Origin of the sequence: Hafnia alvei (assembly GCF_900095695.1) — a bacterium.
Taxonomy (GTDB): Bacteria; Pseudomonadota; Gammaproteobacteria; order Enterobacterales; family Enterobacteriaceae; genus Hafnia; species Hafnia alvei_B.
In genome coordinates this window covers 52145-70680 of record NZ_FMIQ01000057.1, presented here as the reverse complement: position 1 = coordinate 70680, position 18536 = coordinate 52145, and the positions used below count along the sequence as shown (strand labels likewise).

The 18536-nt window shown below is 50.3% G+C and carries 15 protein-coding genes; 7 read left to right on the top strand and 8 right to left on the bottom strand.

Translation table 11 applies throughout. The features are described from left to right. Window positions 1-14 precede the first annotated feature (14 nt). Entirely contained in the window at window positions 15-1352 is a 1338-nt protein-coding gene (gene dsdX / locus BN1044_RS14915) for a D-serine transporter DsdX (protein WP_072309372.1), read from the bottom strand. Between the two features lie 221 nt (window positions 1353-1573). Between dsdX and dsdC the strand changes: the two genes are divergently transcribed. Then, a complete protein-coding gene (dsdC, locus tag BN1044_RS14910) occupies window positions 1574-2521 on the top strand; it encodes a DNA-binding transcriptional regulator DsdC (protein ID WP_072309483.1) in 948 nt (315 codons plus the stop codon). A 10-nt stretch (window positions 2522-2531) separates the two neighbouring features. On the opposite strand, the gene yiiM is transcribed toward dsdC, so the two are convergent. Then, window positions 2532-3203 (bottom strand): 6-hydroxyaminopurine reductase, encoded by a 672-nt coding sequence (gene yiiM, locus BN1044_RS14905; protein WP_072309371.1) that lies wholly within the window; start codon window positions 3201-3203, stop codon window positions 2532-2534. A gap of 142 nt (window positions 3204-3345) precedes the next feature. After that, entirely contained in the window at window positions 3346-3972 is a 627-nt protein-coding gene (sodA, locus tag BN1044_RS14900; RefSeq protein ID WP_072309370.1) for a superoxide dismutase [Mn], read from the bottom strand. Between the two features lie 398 nt (window positions 3973-4370). Between sodA and BN1044_RS14895 the strand changes: the two genes are divergently transcribed. Next, the gene (locus BN1044_RS14895) at window positions 4371-5582 is read left to right on the top strand and encodes a CdaR family transcriptional regulator (protein WP_081329601.1); all 1212 of its coding nucleotides are present in this window, start codon (window positions 4371-4373) and stop codon (window positions 5580-5582) included. A gap of 57 nt (window positions 5583-5639) precedes the next feature. On the opposite strand, the gene BN1044_RS14890 is transcribed toward BN1044_RS14895, so the two are convergent. From BN1044_RS14890 to fdhD, 3 genes are all read right to left on the bottom strand, one after another. After that, on the bottom strand, window positions 5640-6776 hold the full coding sequence (locus BN1044_RS14890; protein WP_432612989.1) for a glycerate kinase family protein: 1137 nt from the start codon (window positions 6774-6776) through the stop codon (window positions 5640-5642). Window positions 6777-6795: 19 nt separating this feature from the next. After that, window positions 6796-8097, bottom strand: a complete 1302-nt coding sequence (locus BN1044_RS14885; RefSeq protein ID WP_072309368.1) for a GntP family permease — start codon at window positions 8095-8097, stop codon at window positions 6796-6798. A gap of 397 nt (window positions 8098-8494) precedes the next feature. Next, window positions 8495-9301: a formate dehydrogenase accessory sulfurtransferase FdhD gene (gene fdhD / locus BN1044_RS14875; protein ID WP_072309482.1), complete on the bottom strand. Its 807-nt coding sequence runs from the start codon at window positions 9299-9301 to the stop codon at window positions 8495-8497. A 223-nt stretch (window positions 9302-9524) separates the two neighbouring features. On the opposite strand from fdhD, the gene fdnG reads away from it, so the two are divergent. From fdnG to fdhE, 4 genes are all read left to right on the top strand, one after another. Then, window positions 9525-12575, top strand: a complete 3051-nt coding sequence (fdnG, locus tag BN1044_RS14865; protein ID WP_139130958.1) for a formate dehydrogenase-N subunit alpha — start codon at window positions 9525-9527, stop codon at window positions 12573-12575. Window positions 12576-12587: 12 nt separating this feature from the next. Then, entirely contained in the window at window positions 12588-13526 is a 939-nt protein-coding gene (gene fdxH / locus BN1044_RS14860; protein WP_072309366.1) for a formate dehydrogenase subunit beta, read from the top strand. Beyond that, a complete protein-coding gene (gene fdoI, locus BN1044_RS14855) occupies window positions 13523-14155 on the top strand; it encodes a formate dehydrogenase cytochrome b556 subunit (RefSeq protein ID WP_025799436.1) in 633 nt (210 codons plus the stop codon). Before fdxH ends, fdoI begins: the two co-directional genes overlap by 4 nt. Before the next feature lie 94 nt (window positions 14156-14249). Next, window positions 14250-15179: a formate dehydrogenase accessory protein FdhE gene (gene fdhE / locus BN1044_RS14850; protein WP_025799437.1), complete on the top strand. Its 930-nt coding sequence runs from the start codon at window positions 14250-14252 to the stop codon at window positions 15177-15179. 97 nt (window positions 15180-15276) lie between these two features. Here the strand turns inward: fdhE and yigL are convergent, their stop codons facing one another. Both yigL and pldB read right to left on the bottom strand, forming a co-directional pair. Beyond that, complete coding sequence (gene yigL, locus BN1044_RS14845; protein ID WP_072309365.1) at window positions 15277-16080, bottom strand: sugar/pyridoxal phosphate phosphatase YigL; 804 nt, start codon at window positions 16078-16080, stop codon at window positions 15277-15279. Window positions 16081-16096: 16 nt separating this feature from the next. Continuing rightward, window positions 16097-17122 (bottom strand): lysophospholipase L2, encoded by a 1026-nt coding sequence (pldB, locus tag BN1044_RS14840; protein WP_072309364.1) that lies wholly within the window; start codon window positions 17120-17122, stop codon window positions 16097-16099. 287 nt (window positions 17123-17409) lie between these two features. Here pldB and asd point away from each other — a divergent pair, with 287 nt between their 5' ends. Beyond that, the gene (gene asd / locus BN1044_RS14835) at window positions 17410-18513 is read left to right on the top strand and encodes an aspartate-semialdehyde dehydrogenase (RefSeq protein WP_025799443.1); all 1104 of its coding nucleotides are present in this window, start codon (window positions 17410-17412) and stop codon (window positions 18511-18513) included. The last annotated feature ends 23 nt before the right edge of the window (window positions 18514-18536 follow it).

Sequence of the window (18536 nt, the reverse complement as noted above, 5' to 3'; positions counted from 1 at the left end):
TAGTATCTTCTCGATTAAACGATATAAGAGAGTAGGAAAGTCGTACCTAAAGCGATCAGCGACGCGATGAAAGTCGCCACTGTGTAATATTTAAATGTCTCACTCAGCGTTGCACCACAGTATTGCTTAACCAGCCAAAACAGGGAGTCGGTGACGATGGTGCAACCAATCGCGCCAGAGCCAATGGCTAGCGTGATAATTTCAGGGCTCACGTTGGGATAGAGCGGCAATACCGGCGCAACAATCGCCGTGGCGCCCATCATGGCCACCGTGGCAGAACCCACTGCGGCATGAAGAATGATCGCCACCAGCCAAGCCAGCAAAATCGGATGCATGTGCATATTAGAAAGCAGCACCGCCAAAGTATCAGCAAGGCCACTGGCTTTAAGAATGCCGTTAAATGCGCCGCCCGCACCGATAATCAGCAAAATGTTAGCAATTGAAGAGAATCCATCTTCCGTTTTGCTCAGCAGTTTACCCATGCTCATATGCTGGCGGATGCCTAATACGTAATAGGCAACGAAGGCGGCGATAAACATCGCAGTAATCGGATTGCCAATAAATTCAAAGAAGTTATACAGCGCTGAACCCTTGGTCATATTGAGTTCGGCCGCCGTCTTGATCAGCATCAGCACAATCGGCAGCAACACGGTAAATAACGTGGCACCCAGCGATGGTAGATCCTCTTCTCGGCGCACTTCCAGCTCAGAAAACGCGGCGGGGACTTGTTTAAACGGAAGGCGATGACCGACAAACTTCAAAAATAACGGGCCGCCGATCAGCGAAGCCACAAGACCTACCAACAAGCCGTATACAATGACGGTACCAATATCAGCCCCTAACGCATTCGTCACATACAATGCCGCCGGATGCGGAGGGACAACACAATGTACCGCCATTAGCGCCGTACACAGCGGGATCGCCAACTTCAGCAAAGAAGTATTGGTCTTTTTAGCAATTGAAAATGCCAGAGGGATCAGCAATACCACGCCCACTTCCACAAACAGCGTAATACCGCATACCAATCCAACTAAAACCATAATGACGTCTGGCGATAGCCAACGGCATTTTTGCAACGTAATGCCGATACGCTCAGCGGCGCCAGAAACCTCCATCATTTTGCCCAGAATAGTTCCCAGGCCAATCACGGCGGCTAAAAAGCCTAGCGTTCCACCAATCCCACCTTCAATGGCATTCACCATTTCCAACGGGTTCATTCCCATTAATACGCCAACATAAAAACTGGCCAGCAGTAATGCCAAGAATGGGTGAATCTTAAATTTAACGATGGTTAATATAATTATTATGATGCTTGTTAATAGCGTCCCGACGACCCAAATTTGCGAGCTCATTGCCAACCTCACCCTGTAATAAATCACCTGACTATTGGATAAGAAGCGAGCATCGCTGACAAACGATCAAATTCATCCTTCACATGAGCCAAATTGAATCAAATGGGTGATATTGGTCAAAATAGGTAGAAATTATCGCGATTGAGTCACATTAACTCATCTGTATGGCCGCTAAAACGATCTGCTGGGATATGCTGATGCTCTGTCTAAACGAGGTCATCATGTTCGAGCATTCAAAATATATCGCACGTAACAAACTGCTAAATGGCTATCAGCTATCAAAGCTCTATACCTTTGAAGTTGCGGCCAGACATGAGTCTTTTGCGCTTGCGGCTGAAGAGTTATCGATAAGCCCTAGCGCCGTTAGCCATCGCATCAATCAGCTTGAAGAAGAGTTGGGGTTTAAGTTATTCCAGCGATTTCATCGCCGAATTGCATTAACCCCTGAAGGCGAGCGGGTATTTTGGGCGCTAAAATCCTCTCTCAGCTATCTCAATCAGGAAATTCTTGAGATAAAAAGCCAAGAGCTGTCGGGAACGCTGACGGTCTATTCTCGCCCATCAATCGCACAATGTTGGCTAGTGCCTAAACTGGCTGATTTTGCTAAACAATATCCTGCGATCAGCTTAAACATTTTAACCGGCAACGAGATGGTTAATTTCAACGGCGCGGGAATCGATCTGGCGATTTATTTTGATGATAAACCTCCCGAAACCTTGTCATGCCAACACCTGATGAATGAATCAATGATACCGGTGTGTAGTCCAGAATATGCCAAACAGCACGATCTAATAGGAAAGCCATTTAATTTACGCCAGAGCACGCTGCTGCACGATCGTCAGGCATGGAGTTACGACTCCAACGAAAGTGAATGGCACTCATGGGCGCGCAATTTTAACGTTGATATCGCTGAAGATCAGCGAAGTATGGGGTTTGATCGTTCCGATCTGGCGGTGATCGCTGCCATGAATCATGTGGGGATCGCGATGGGGCGTAAAAATCTGGTGAATAAGCGGCTGGAAAGCAAAGAGTTGATTGCGCCCTTCCCAGAGTTTGAAATGCAGTGCGAGCAACGCTACTACATTTCAACCCTTTCTGAGCGTCAGTGGCCGAAGATCAACGTTTTCATTCAATGGCTTAAAACGATGGCTGGCAATACTGAGGGTTAAATACTAGGGGCTAAACCCCGAGCAATCTTCGATTCATATCTTCAATTTTGCCGTTGAGAACCCGCATTTGAAGCGTTTTGCTCCAGCTGGCTGAGAGCCCGGCCGCGCGCATCAGGCGGCGATACTCTTCTTCATCAAACGGCATGTGGAAGCAGATGGAGATCGCTTCTGCCACGCTGATATCGCTGTTACGTGACACAAGTTCCAGCAGCTGATCTTCGCTTACCATGCCTTCGCCAACAATACGATACAGCCAGCCGCAGCGGCCAGTTTGTTGCATTTGCACAGAGAATTCATCGATATCCATGTGATAGTTGAGTTTATAGCACGGCGAACGCGGCTGAGTAATCTGAATCAGCGCCTCTCCCCAACGGTAGATATCGCCGATAAAAACATTCTCTTCGGTCATCCCTTCAGTGGAAATATTTTCGCCTAAGGCCGGAGCACAAAATTGCTCAGCCTGCTGCGGATACTGTCGTTGCCAAAACTGATAATGCTCACGTGGATACTGACATAGCGCACGATCGGGGCCACCATGGACTTTCTTCTCTGCCTGTTCATCACCTTCCAACCCAAGGCGGTTAAGCATCACACCCCCGGAAATTTGGCGCTTGCCAATTGCACTCGGCTTGCTGCCTTCATAAGGAATGATGGTACCGGTGTAAATCGTTGGATAGTGCATGCAGGGCTCCCAAAAGCAGATTCATCAAGAAAATGGCAATACCCTTACTATACCGTTCCCATGGGGTTTAAAAACAAAAAAAGCGTGGGTTTCCCCACACTCCGATCGCAGCTGTCTCACTATGGACGATGACTACAGCCGATTACTTTTTCGCTTCAGTAAAACGTTTTGCCGCTTCGTCCCAGTTCACCACGCTCCAGAACGCTTTGATGTAGTCTGGACGACGGTTCTGATATTTCAGGTAGTAAGCATGTTCCCAAACGTCCAGACCCGCAATTGGGTAACCGGAAGCACCAGAAACCGCTTCGCCCATCAGTGGGCTATCTTGGTTTGCAGTAGAAACCACGGCCAGTTTGCCGTCTGCTTTCAGCACCAGCCACGCCCAGCCGGAGCCAAAGCGCGTTGCCGCTGCTTTTTCAAATTCTTCTTTAAATTTATCGACGCTGCCGAAATCGCGTTCGATAGCCGCTTTCAGATCGCCTTTCAGCTCAGAACCAAGCTTCAAACCTTTCCAGAAGAAGCTATGGTTTGCATGACCGCCTGCGTTGTTACGCAGCACAGTGCGCTTTTCAGCAGGGACTTTATCAAGCTGAGCAATCAGTTCTTCTGCGGTTAATTTAGCTAATTCGGGCAGAGACTCCAGCGCGGCGTTCGCGTTGTTGACGTAGGCCTGATGGTGCTTGCTGTGATGGATTTCCATCGTTTGCTTATCGAAGTGAGGCTCTAATGCGTCGTAGGCATAAGGTAGGGATGGCAGGGTATAGCTCATATTCATCTTCTCCAGATTTCAAAGGAGCAAAACATCCGCTCCGGTTAAGCAGTCTGGTCATTATAGTTAATTAAATGATATTGAAAATGATTATCAATCGCTTATAAGCGGTAAGGGTATGATTAAAACTGGCAGAAAAAGAGCGCATATTCAGCCCTAGCAAGGCTCTCAGCCCGATGTTCGCATTTAATTTTGGCACCATCGTTAATATCAATAGCTGCGATTGCCAGTGCCAATGACCCCACGATGTAGTGGTAACGAGTTAAAAGTGAGCAAAAAACTGTGACTTCTTTTGCAACTCTTAACAGCTATCTTAAACATTGTGCATTTGCACAATGTTTACCGGTATCCGCCTCGGTATGCTCGGAATATTCTACTTAACATACACGGAGCGCAGCATGGCGACCTATCATCTCGATACCCGACTTGCTCAGGATATCGTGGACCGCACCATGAAAATCATCGATAGCAACGTTAACGTCATGGACGCACGAGGCAGAATAATAGGCAGTGGCGCTCAAGAACGCATTGGTGAATTGCACGAAGGTGCATTATTGGCTATTTCGCAGGAAAGAATTGTCGATATTGATGAAAATATGACCCGCCATCTGCACGGCGTTCGCCCCGGCGTGAATCTTCCTTTGCATTTCGATGGTGAAATTGTTGGCGTCATAGGGCTCACCGGCGATCCCTCTGAGCTGAGGCGGTATGGTGAACTGGTGTGTATGACCGCAGAAATGATGCTGGAGCAAGCGCATCTGATGCACATGCTGGCACAAGACACTCGCCTGCGCGAAGAGTTAGTGCTTAACCTTATTCGCGCCGAAAAGCTCTCTCCCGCGCTTCAGGAATGGGCTCAGCGCCTAGGGATAGACCTCAATCAGCCACGCGTGGTGGTAGTGGTGGAAGTGGATAGCGGCCAGCTTGGCGTTGACAGCGCCATCGTCGATCTTCAGCAACTCCAAACATTACTGACGACGGCAGAACACGATAATCTCGCGGCAATTGTGTCACTCAATCAGATGGTGGTTCTCAGACCTGCATTTAGCTCACTCGGCCGCTGGGAGCCAGAAAGTCAGCGTAACCAAATTAATCTTTTGCTCAAAAAATTAGCCAAAAATAGCCAGTTGAAAATCAGAATAGCATTGGGCAACTACTTCCCAGATGAAAGCGGTATTGCGCGCTCATACCGCACGGCCTACACCACCATGATGGTGGGCAAGCAGCGCACGCCAGAACAGCGCAGCTATTTTTATCAAGACCTGATCCTGCCGGTTTTACTCGACAGCCTGCGTGGCGGATGGCAAGCCAAAGAGCTGGTTCGCCCACTGTCACGGCTACGAGCAATCGATAGCAATGGCGTGCTAAGAAAAACGCTTTCCGTATGGTTTATGAATAACGTTCAGCCAAGTGCAACCGCCAAGGCCCTGTTTATTCATCGCAACACCCTAGAATATCGCTTACACCGCATCTCTGAGCTTACGGGGCTCGATCTCAATAACTTTGACGATCGTTTACTCATATATATTTCATTACAGCTAGATAGCGGCTTCCTTTACCCTGCTGGCGATGCGGATTCAATTAGCCATCTTCCCCAAGCAGGGCAATAAAAAAGAGCAATACGATCAACGTATTGCTCTTTCATGGGCTTATGTCTCTAAAGCTTATTACACGCGCGCAATCTTCAGCAGCCTGCCGATATTTTCGCAGGTTCTTTCAACATTGGAGCAGCCATTCTTGAGCAGCGCATCAATGTTATCAGCGCCTGGCACGATACCAAAAATGGCATCAATACCTTCGCTATAAAGCTCACTTACGCCTTCACCAATATAGCCAGCTAGTGCAATAACCGGTACTCCCTGTGATTTAGCCGCCTGAGCCACACCATAAGGCGTTTTGCCAAACTTGGTTTGGAAGTCGATGCCACCTTCGCCGGTAAAGCAATAATCGGCGCCCGCAAGCTTTTCACTTAAGCCAGAATATTGAGTCACGATATCAATGCCACGCGCCATTTTGCAGTGGGTAAATGCCATCAAACCGGCACCCAAGCCTCCTGCAGCGCCCGCCCCCGGCACGTCTTTCACTTTACGTCCCAGCTGTGAATCGATCACATCAGCATAGTGCGCCAGCGCGCTATCCAGAATCGCCACGGTTTCTGGCGTGGCGCCTTTTTGTGGGCCAAACGTTTTTGATGCGCCCGTATCGCCACACAGCGGATTTGTCACGTCGCTGGCAACCAAAAACTCGACGTCAGCAAGCCGAGGATCAATACCATCCAGATCGATTTTGCACAGCGAACCTAACGCTCCACCGCCCGCAGCTAGAGGTGAACCGTTTTTATCTAAGAAGCGCACCCCAAGCGCAGCAGCCATGCCCGCCCCGCCGTCATTAGTGGCGCTGCCGCCGATGCCCAGAATGATCTTTTTAATTCCTTTATCGAGACAGGCTTTAATCAGTTCGCCGGTTCCGTAGGTCGTCGCCGCAAGCGGATTTTTGGTTTCTTTGGTGGTGAACTGAATGCCGCTCGCCGACGCCATTTCGATAACCGCCGTTTGCTGGCTCCAAATAATCCCGAACTGTGCATCAACAGGTGAACCGAGCGGCCCCGTCACCCTTTGGTGATAGATTTCACCATCGGTGGCATCGATCAACGATTGAACCGTTCCCTCACCGCCGTCAGCCATCGGAACATGGATGAACTCAGCGTCAGGGAATGCGACTTTGAGCCCTGCTTCCATTGCCTTGCATACTTCTTTGGCGGTCATGCTTTCTTTAAACGAATCTGGAGCCAAAACAAACTTCATTCTTTTCATAGTTATTCCCTTAAATGAATCCATACATAATTGTTGCCACAATCGTCATTGTTCCGCCCACCATCGCCTCATAAGGGATTAACGCCATACGTTGTCTAATCGACATATGCATGCTGTCAGCGGTGACATGGAAATAGTTACCTTGTGGTAAGGAGTCAATGACGGTAGCCCCCGTATGAACCATCACCGCAGAGGCCAATGGAGATAGCCCTACCTGCGAAATAGCGGTACCGAAAGTACCTGTTGCTAAAATAACGCCGGTCGACGTTGACGCCGTTGCGGCAGCCATGAGGATCCCTGATATTGGCGCTAAGAAAGTGCCTGAAATGCCTGAAATATCGATTAGTTTAACAACTTCCATTGAAAGGTTTGACGCACCAATTAGCCCGGCAATGGCACCTGCACCAATCAGAATTAATACCGTTGCCGTCATTTTTTCAACGCCAGATGTGGTATAGGAAATAATTTTATTTTTTTGCCCCATCGCTATCATGCCAACAATACCGGCAAACGGCAGAACATATAATGCATCAAGCTTAAAGTGAGATAATGCTTCAATATTAAGAATAGAACCAATCGGGTTAACCATCAGTAATACAATCGCAATCACCGGCGTAATAATGGCTTTACTTAATGGTGGTCTTTTTTGATCGTCATCGTCTGTTTTAGAGGAGATTAAATTAGCTTCTTTATCCGTTACCATCACCCCACGATGTTTAATCATCGAAGCAACAATAACGGTCATCGCGAGACCAAAGAGCGCTGGAATAAAGCCACCAATCATCACGTCACTTAGGCTGAGATGAAAACCATTTGCTGCGGCTATGGTGTTTGGGTTTGGAGAGATAATATTCCCAGCCTTACCGCCACCGGAGAGCGCCAGCAACAGCGCCAGCTTTGAGATCCCCATTTTATTGCCGACTTCCAATGCAATAGGCGCCACGATAAGCACGGCAACAGGTATAAAGACGCCAACGGCGGTGATTACCATCGTTGCTAGGGCAAGCGCAAGAATCGCTTTCTTCTCCCCCATTTTTTTGACGATAGCCTGCGCAATCGTACCCGCCGCGCCCGACTGCATCATCACGCCCGCTAACACACCCGCAGCTAATACGCGAATAACTGTACCCATCACGCTTTGAGTACCGGTAATAATAATGCTTATAGTTTTACTTAAATCAGCGCCACCAATTAAACAACCAACAATTGCGCCGAAAAATAATGAATATACCGGATTGAATTTCTTTAGAATAAGAAATATTGCAACGAACAGCCCTATTAGGGCGCCATACCAACTCAGTAGGTCTTCCATTTTTATTCCCCAAGATGTTCTATTTTTTACCCTAGATAATTCGAGTTGTAGGAAGGCGGCAAGTGAGCGAATCCTCAGGAGCTTACTCAAGTAAGTGACTGAGGTGAACGAGCGTAGCCAACGCACATACAACTTGAAGTATCACGGGTATATATATGTATTTTATAAGAGTAATATTCACCAATATATTGGTGCTTTAATAGTAAGGGATTAATCAAACCGAAGGTATGTGCTATTGCCTAGAAGATAGAGAGCAAAAGTTTTATTTTTTGGATAAGTGCACAACGCAAAGTGACGGCGATCGTACTTTTGGCCTATCGACACAAAAATATCGTTTTTATGCCTTCCTTCAATACGAAACAAGGCATAGAAAACAAATATAGAGAACGAATAAAAACTACCGCAGCCGCTGCGGGTGGGTAAATACCGTCCCACGACCCGGCTTGCTAAAGCCAACCAGCGTGAGATTGCATTTTTCGGCAACATCGATCGCCAGCGTAGTGGCTGCCGAAACGGCAAACAAAATTTCAACGCCGCACATCGCCGCTTTTTGTACCATTTCATAGCTTGCTCGGCTGGAAACCAGTACTGCACCTTGCGTCCACGGCTGTCTGGCGCGCATGCCCAACAGCTTATCAAGTGCCACGTGGCGACCAATATCCTCGCAGCCTCCGAGCAATTCACCTTGCGGATCAATCCACGCCGCAGCATGAGTACAGCCGGTGAGGTCACCGATTTGTTGCACGCTACGCAGCTGACGCAATGCCTGATCCAGATTTTGTAGATCAAAGGTTTGAGTAAACGGCAGCGGCTCTAGTGGACGAACGACATCGGTGATCTGCTCGACGCCACACACACCGCAACCGGTTCGCCCAGCCATCGAACGTCGACGCTCTTTGAGCGCCATAAAACAGCGGCTAGAAAGCTCAATTTGCACTTCCACTCCATTACAGGCAGCCACCACGTCCATACCGTAGATATCCTGCGGGGTACGAATAATGCCTTCTGAAAGCGAAAATCCGAGCGCAAAAGCCTCAAAATCCTTCGGCGACGCCATCATCACCACGTGAGAGATGCCGTTGTACACCAGCGCAACAGGGACTTCCTCCGCCACCCAGTCTGGCTGAGAAGTGTGCAGTTGCCCACGTTGTTGCACCATTGTCTGACGAACGCCATTAACTGGATTATTATTTAAAAAACTCATCTTATTCACGTCTTTGATACCTACCTGTAACAACCACAGGATTCATGTGGTAGTATTTAAGCACAAAGCGACTCCGCTCGCCGCTAAGAGTGAGCAAGTCGGTTAAGTTCTTATGACTCTAAACCTGCCACACCGAAAAAGTCATGCGCGGGTTTAACGATGAATTTGCAAACAAACAAATAAAACACACTTTTTGAAGCAATGTGATAGGAAGGAGATCACCATGCAGGTCAGCAGAAGACAGTTCTTTAAGATCTGCGCTGGCGGTATGGCAGGCACCACGGCGGCGGCGCTGGGCTTTGCTCCAGCGGTAGCGCTCGCGGAAACTCGGCAGTACAAACTGCTGCGAGCACGCGAAACCCGTAATACCTGTACATACTGTTCTGTCGGCTGTGGGTTGTTGATGTACAGCCTCGGCGACGGCGCAAAAAACGCAAAAGAAAGCATTTTCCACATTGAAGGGGACCCGGATCATCCGGTAAACCGTGGCGCTCTGTGCCCGAAAGGCGCAGGTCTGGTGGATTTCATCCACAGTGAATCTCGTCTGAAATACCCTGAATACCGTGCTCCCGGCTCTGACAAATGGCAACGCCTCACTTGGGACGATGCTTTTGAGCGCATCGCCAAGCTGATGAAAGCCGACCGTGACGCCAATTTTATTCCCACTAACGATCAGGGAACCACGGTTAACCGCTGGCTCTCAACAGGTATGCTCTGCGCCTCTGCATCGAGCAACGAAACTGGTTTATTAACCCAAAAATTTAGTCGCGCCCTCGGCATGCTTGCCGTGGATAACCAAGCGCGCGTCTGACACGGACCAACGGTAGCAAGTCTTGCTCCAACATTTGGTCGCGGTGCGATGACAAACCATTGGGTTGATATTAAAAACGCCAACCTGATCGTCGTTATGGGTGGCAACGCCGCCGAAGCGCATCCCGTAGGGTTCCGCTGGGCGATGGAAGCCAAGATCCATAACAAAGCCAAGCTGATCGTTATCGATCCACGCTTTACCCGAACTGCCTCGGTGGCAGATTTTTACACGCCGATCCGCTCCGGTACCGACATTGCTTTCCTGTCGGGCGTATTGCTGTATCTGATAACCAATAACAAAATTAACGCTGAATACGTTAAGAACTACACCAACGCCAGCCTGTTGGTGCGCGAAGACTATGCTTTCGACGACGGTTTATTCAGTGGCTATAACGAAGAAAAACGTACCTACGACAAAACCACCTGGAACTATCAGCTCGACGAAAACGGCTTCGCCAAACGCGATGACACACTGCAAGATCCGCGCTGTGTGTGGAATATGCTGCGCGAACACGTCAGCCGCTATACGCCAGAAGTGGTGGAAAACGTCTGCGGCACGCCAAAAGCCGATTTCCTCACCGTTTGCGAATATATCGCTGAAACCAGCGCCGCTGATAAAACAGCCTCGTTCCTATACGCCTTGGGCTGGACCCAGCACTCCGTTGGTGCGCAAAACATTCGCACCATGGCAATGATTCAGCTGCTGTTGGGCAACATGGGCATGGCCGGCGGTGGCGTTAACGCCCTGCGCGGTCACTCCAATATCCAAGGCCTAACCGACTTAGGATTGCTGTCCACCAGCCTGCCGGGCTATCTCAATTTGCCGTCAGAAAAACAGGCCGATCTGCAAACCTATCTCGCAGCGACAACGCCAAAACCAACGTTACCGGGTCAGGTGAACTACTGGGGCAATACGCCTAAGTTCTTCGTCAGCCTGATGAAATCTTTCTACGGTGATAAAGCGCAGAAAGAAAACAACTGGGGCTTTGATTGGCTGCCGAAGTGGGACAAAGGCTACGACGTTCTGCAGTATTTCGAGATGATGTCGCAGGGCAAAGTGAATGGCTATCTATGCCAAGGCTTTAACCCCGTGGCCTCGTTCCCGAACAAAAACAAAGTGGTGAAATCACTCTCCAAGCTGAAATTCTTGGTGACAATTGATCCTCTGAATACGGAAACCTCGACGTTCTGGCAAAACCATGACGAATTCAACGACGTTGATCCGTCACAGATCCAGACCGAAGTCTTCCGCTTGCCTTCAACCTGCTTCGCCGAAGAAAACGGTTCGATCGTGAACTCTGGCCGCTGGCTGCAATGGCACTGGAAAGGAGCTGACGCCCCGGGTGAAGCGTTAAATGACGGTGAAATTTTGGCCGGTATTTTCCTTCGTCTGCGTGAAATGTACGCCAAAGACGGCGGCGCCGTGCCTGAGCAAGTGCTTAACATGACGTGGGAGTACCTCACGCCAGAAAACCCTGCGCCGGAAGAAGTGGCAAGGGAGAGCAACGGTAAAGCGCTGGCTGATTTGGTTGACCCAGCCACCGGTGCCGTTCTGGTGAAAAAAGGCCAACAGCTCAGTTCCTTTGCTCAGCTGCGTGACGACGGCACCACCTCAAGCGGCTGCTGGATCTTCGCCGGAAGCTGGACGCCAGAAGGTAACCAGATGGCGCGCCGTGACAATAGCGATCCGTCCGGTTTAGGCAATACTTTAGGTTGGGCATGGGCATGGCCGCTGAACCGCCGCATTCTGTATAACCGCGCTTCAGCCGATCCGTCGGGTAAACCGTGGGATCCAAAACGTCAGTTGCTGGAGTGGGACGGCGCAAAATGGTCAGGCATTGATATTCCTGACTACAGCACCGCCGCGCCAAACAGCGGCGTCGGCCCGTTCATCATGCAGCCGGAAGGCATGGGACGCCTATTTGCGATTGATAAAATGGCTGAGGGCCCGTTCCCTGAACACTACGAACCGTTTGAAACGCCGCTGGGAACCAACCCACTGCATCCAAACGTGGTGTCTAACCCTGCTGCTCGCGTGTTTAAAGACGATCTGGCTGCCATGGGCAAAGCCGATAAGTTCCCCTACGTGGGTACCACTTATCGCCTGACCGAGCATTTCCACTACTGGACTAAACATGCCCTGCTGAACGCCATTCTTCAGCCTGAGCAGTTTGTCGAAATCGGTGAAACGCTGGCAGAGAAAAAAGGCATCAAGCATGGCGATACCGTGAAAGTCAGCTCCAACCGTGGCTACATCAAAGCCAAAGCGGTGGTGACCAAACGTATCCGCACGCTGAAGGTGGATGGCAAAGATATCGATACCATCGGTATTCCAATCCACTGGGGCTACCAAGGCGTGGCGAAGAAAGGCTTTATCGCCAACACCCTGACACCGTTTGTCGGTGATGCCAACACGCAAACGCCAGAGTTCAAGGCGTTCCTGGTCAATGTGGAAAAGGTGTAACGGAGACGCATTATGGCTTATCAATCTCAGGACATAATCCGGCGCTCTGCCACCAATTCCCTGACGCCGCCTCCCGAGGCGCGTAACCATCAGGAAGAAGTGGCAAAGCTGATCGATGTGACCACCTGTATAGGCTGCAAAGCCTGTCAGGTGGGCTGTTCCGAATGGAACGACATCCGTGATGAAGTCGGTCATAACGTCGGGGTGTACGATAACCCCGCCGATTTAACCGCTAAATCTTGGACGGTGATGCGTTTTTCCGAAGTTGAGGAAAACGGCAAGCTGGAATGGCTTATCCGCAAAGATGGCTGCATGCACTGCGCCGATCCGGGCTGCCTAAAAGCCTGCCCATCGGAAGGCGCAATCATTCAGTATGCTAACGGTATTGTTGATTTCCAGTCAGAGCACTGCATCGGCTGTGGTTACTGCATCGCGGGCTGCCCGTTTGATGTACCGCGCATGAACAAAGAAGATAACCGGGTGTACAAATGCACCCTGTGCGTCGACCGCGTTACCGTGGGACAAGAGCCCGCCTGCGTGAAAACCTGCCCAACCGGCGCCATTCATTTTGGCACCAAGGAAGCGATGAAGAACCTTGCCGACGAGCGCATTGCCGAGCTGCAAACCCGCGGCTTTGCCAATGCAGGGCTGTACGACCCTGCTGGCGTCGGCGGTACTCACGTGATGTACGTGCTACACCACGCCGACAAGCCAGAGCTTTACCACGGCCTGCCGAAAGATCCAACCATCAGCCCAACCGTGCAGTTTTGGAAAGGCGTTTGGAAACCGCTGGCCGCCATTGGCTTTGCGGCCACCTTTGCCGCCAGTATCTTCCACTACGTTGGCGTTGGCCCTAACCGCGTTCACGACGAGGAAGAAGACGAGGTGGATGGCAAAGTCGACGATATCCCGCCAGATACCGAACCGCACGATAAGGAGGAGCGCAAATGAAGAAGGAAAAGCCGATTCAGCGCTACTCAGCGCCAGAGCGGATTAACCACTGGGTGGTGGCGTTCTGCTTTATTGTGGTGTCCATCAGCGGCTTGGGGTTCTTTTTCCCCTCGTTTAACTGGCTGATGAATGTCTTTGGCACGCCGCAGCTCGCACGCATCCTGCACCCCTTCTTTGGCGTGGTGATGTTCGCTTCGTTCCTGATCATGTTCTTCCGCTATTGGAAACATAACCTGATCAACCGCGAAGACATCACATGGGCAAAAAACATTCATAAGATCGCGATGAATGAAGAAGTGGGTGATACCGGTCGCTATAACTTTGGACAGAAGTGTGTGTTCTGGGCCGCCATCGGCAGCCTGCTCCTTCTTTTGGCCAGCGGCATCGTGATTTGGCGCCCTTATTTCGCCGATGCGTTCTCCATTCCAGTGATCCGTTTGGCGCTGATGGTGCATTCATTCGCCGCAGTACTGCTGATTATTGTTATCATGGTACATATCTATGCGGCACTGTGGGTGAAAGGTACGATCACCGCGATGGTCGAAGGCTGGGTACCTGCTGCATGGGCCAAAAAACATCATCCGCGCTGGTATCGAGAAGTGAAAGCCAAAGAACAAGAGCGGAAGTAACCTTATCTCCTCTATACGCCAGCGTCGTTTTGAGCAGGCATCTCCCCCTGATAAGGGGGAGAGCGAGAGGAGGTCTTAATACTGGATCAATTTCATGAGCATTAAAATCGTCCCGAAAGAACAGCTAGGTGCAGAACGCGAAAAATCAGGTGGTTTAGACAATATTCCTCCCGTGCTTTTTGCTAACCTTAAGAGCCTCTATTCCCGCCGCGCGGAACGTCTGCGTCAACTTGCGGAAAATAATCCTCTGGGCGACTACCTGAATTTTGCAGCGGCGATTGCTGATGCTCAGCAAAAAGCATTGCACGACAATCCATTAACCATCGATTTAACCCAAACGCTAACCAACGCTGCCGCTATGGGCAAACCGCCTCTGGACACGAGTATTTTCCCACGCACTCATCACTGGCATACCCTGTTGCAGGCGCTGATTGCCGAACTGATGCCCGATGCACCAGAGCATGTTCAACCGGTGCTGGAGAACCTCTCTAAAACATCTGACTCCGAGCTGGAAATCATGGCGAAGGATCTGTTTGCGGGTAACTACGGCGTCGTCGGCAGCGATAAAGCCCCGTTCATCTGGGCCGCGCTGTCTTTATATTGGGCGCAAATGGCAACCCAAATTCCAGGCAAAGCCAAAGCTGAATATGGTGAACATCGCCAATTCTGTCCGGTATGCGGCAGCATGCCGGTAGCCAGCGTCATTCACATGGGCACCACCAACGGCTTACGCTATCTGCACTGCAATCTGTGCGAAAGCGAATGGCACGTAGTACGCGTAAAATGCACCAACTGCGAACAAACGCGCGATCTGAACTACTGGTCACTCGACAGCGAAAATGCCGCCGTTAAAGCAGAAAGCTGTGGGGATTGCGGAACTTACCTGAAAATGGTTTATCAGGAAAAAGATCCGAAAGTTGAACCCGTTGCCGACGACTTAGCCACGCTGGTACTCGACGCAAAAATGGAAGAAGAAGGCTTCGGGCGCAGCAGCATCAACCCGTTCCTGTTCCCAGGGGAATAAACCCCACCCGTTCTATTTCTTCATAAAAAAACCCGCCGATCTATGGCGGGTTTTTTGTTGCAGGGGGAGCACTATTGATACTTCCCCGAGTTAAAAATCAGCTCTCTAGATACATCTTCCGCAGATAATGCGGTACCGCATCGTCAACGTTGCTGCCGATCACTTCCAGATTTGGCAACGCGTCTTTCAGGCGCTGATGGGAGTCGCGCATGATGCAGCCTTTGCCCGCCATCGACAGCATTTCCATGTCGTTCATGCCGTCGCCAAATGCAATGCAGTCTTTAAGCGTATAGCCCAAGAGTTTCGCTACATATTCCAGCGCGTGGCCTTTTGATACGCCACCCGCCATCACTTCCAAACAGGTTGGCAGTGAGAAACTGACGTTTACACGGTCGCCCCAGCGCGCATTGATAGCTTCTTCCAACGGCAGCAGTTTTTCATGGGTATCGCTGGTGAAGTAGACTTTACAGATGCCATCGGTGGGTAAAAATGCCGGCTCAAACAGCTGATAGTGGAAAACGGACTCTTGGAAAAACTCTTTCTGATCGGGGCTCTCACGGTTCATGAACCAGTCATCATTACGATAGACGTTGGTGAGAATATCTGGGTCGTTATGCACGATGCTATAAAGATCGCGGGCAATATCTTCATCCACGTTATGGCTGAAAATCAGCTCACCCGCGGTGTTATGTACGCGCGCACCGTTTGACGTGATCATGAAAGCACTGATGCCTAAACTGTCTCTAACCTGTGCAATATCAATATGATGACGACCCGTGGCAAACACAAAATTTACCCCTAGCTGGGTCAGCTGTTGCAAAGTTTCACGGGCAAACGGAGTTAATGTATGAGCAGGTGACAGCAGAGTGCCGTCCATATCAGAAGCAACAATGTGATACATAAAGTTTGTTCTAACCTCAGCTGGGGTTGGCGGCAGTTTCTGCCGACGAATCGGAGTGAAGAGCGTAAAAATGCAAAATGGCATTTAACGCCTCAGTGCGCATTGCGTCCCGCTCAAACAGGATCTCGTGGCGTGCGCCCTTAATAATATGGGGAGCTCCACCGTGAGGTGGATTCCCCGCTTTCGTGAGTGACTGACAAAAAGCAAAATGCGATGCGTTGGCAACGACCCGATCATCACCCGCTTGTAATAACAGCAGCGGCGCGGTGATGTTTTCAGCGCTGGCGATGGCACGCTCTCCCGCCTGAATACTTTCGCGCACCCAGTGGTAAGTCGGCCCGCCTACCTGTAATTCAGGGTAATCAGCGTAATAGCGTAAAAAACGGCGATAGCGAACCCGACTATGGGTGAGTTCATTAACAATGAAAGGCAATGGACGCCAATGGCCGGTGCCTAATGCGTAATTATCCCGCATTTTCGGATAGCGTTCTGCCCAGTCCGCAATTCGCTTGGCAACCCATAACGGCATGGGCAATTTTATCCCCGTCATGGGGGCACACAGCGCGGCGGCGGTAACACCCTGCGGCTTGCGAGCCAAAAACAGTGCGAGAATCGCGCCGCCCATGGAGTGGGCCAACGCAAAACGCTGTTTGTAGGGTTTAGATAAAATTTCTTGCTGCCACAGAATATCTAAGTCATCGACATAATCATCGAAACGGACAACGTGTCCACGGTGATGATCTTCCAGCATTCGCCCTGATTTTCCCTGCCCGCGATGATCAATAATCACTACGTCATAGCCGCTGTGAAACAGATCGTAGGCGAGTTCAGGATATTTCATGTAGCTTTCGATGCGCCCTGGCGAAACCAGTACCACGCGGGAATGCTGTTTTGACGTAAAACGGACAAACCGAATCGAGACATCGTCCACGCCCATAAAAACGTCTTCCTGACGTTGTTGCCAGAAATCGAGTAATGGACCTGTGGTAAATGCCGCGAATTCGTTCTCGCGCTGCAACCAGCTTTGGTTCAGTGGAGGCATAGGAGCCGTTATTGTCCTTTGGTAATTTTGTGAGCAATCGCACAAGAAATAGCTGTTTCGTATTGTGGCATAAAAGCGCTCATTCAGGGAGTGATAACCATATTGTCGACTGAACGCGAACCTAAAAGGTGATTATTAGTTACGCACATGAATACATTCCCTCATATCGAATAAATTCACTTGCGCATCGTCACACATTTTGTAAGTTTGGTTAATGGGGCAAGCCCCCACCGCACAGACAGGCGGCTTCAATTTCTTAATATAAAAACTCCAAGGCAGGACTACATATGAAAAACGTTGGTTTTATCGGTTGGCGCGGGATGGTCGGCTCTGTACTCATGCAACGCATGATTGAAGAACGCGATTTTGACGCCATTCGCCCGGTTTTTTTCTCAACATCTCAGCATGGTGAACCTGCGCCAACCTTTACCGGTCAGCAAGGTACCTTGCAAGATGCGTATGATATCGACGCATTGAAGGCGTTGGACATTATCATCACCTGCCAGGGCGGCGATTACACCAACGAGATTTACCCTAAGCTACGCGCTAGCGGCTGGCAAGGTTACTGGATTGATGCCGCCTCTTCGCTGCGCATGAACGAGGATTCGGTCATTATCCTCGATCCGGTTAACCACGATGTGATTCATGATGCGCTCAACAAAGGTATTAAAACCTTCGCGGGCGGTAACTGCACCGTGAGCCTGATGTTGATGTCTCTGGGCGGCCTATTTGCCAACAATCTGGTCGATTGGGTATCCGTGGCGACTTATCAGGCAGCCTCTGGCGGCGGTGCGCGCCATATGCGTGAACTGCTCAGCCAAATGGGCATGTTGCATAACAGCGTTGCCAAAGAGCTACAAAATCCGGCTTCCGCCATTTTAGACATCGAACGTAAAGTCACCGAATTAAGCCGCAGCGGCACGCTGCCAACCGATAATTTCGGCGTACCGCTAGCGGGTAGTCTGATCCCTTGGATCGACAAAGCGCTAGATAACGGTCAAAGCAAAGAAGAGTGGAAAGGTCAGGCTGAAACCAACAAGATTTTAGCCACTAAAGAGATCATTCCTGTCGATGGTTTGTGCGTGCGCGTTGGCGCTCTGCGTTGCCATAGCCAAGCTTTCACAATCAAGCTCAAACAGGATGTCTCTCTGCCTGAAATCGAGCAAATGCTGGCCAGCCACAACGACTGGGTGAAAGTGGTTCCGAATGACCGCGAGCTTAGCATGCGAGAGTTAACGCCTGCCGCCGTCACCGGCACGCTGTCAACGCCGGTCGGTCGCTTACGTAAGCTGAACATGGGACCACAGTATCTTTCTGCATTCACCGTTGGCGATCAGCTGCTGTGGGGCGCTGCGGAGCCTCTGCGTCGCATGCTGAAGTTTGTGCTGTAAATTATTAGCCCTCTCCTTCGCTG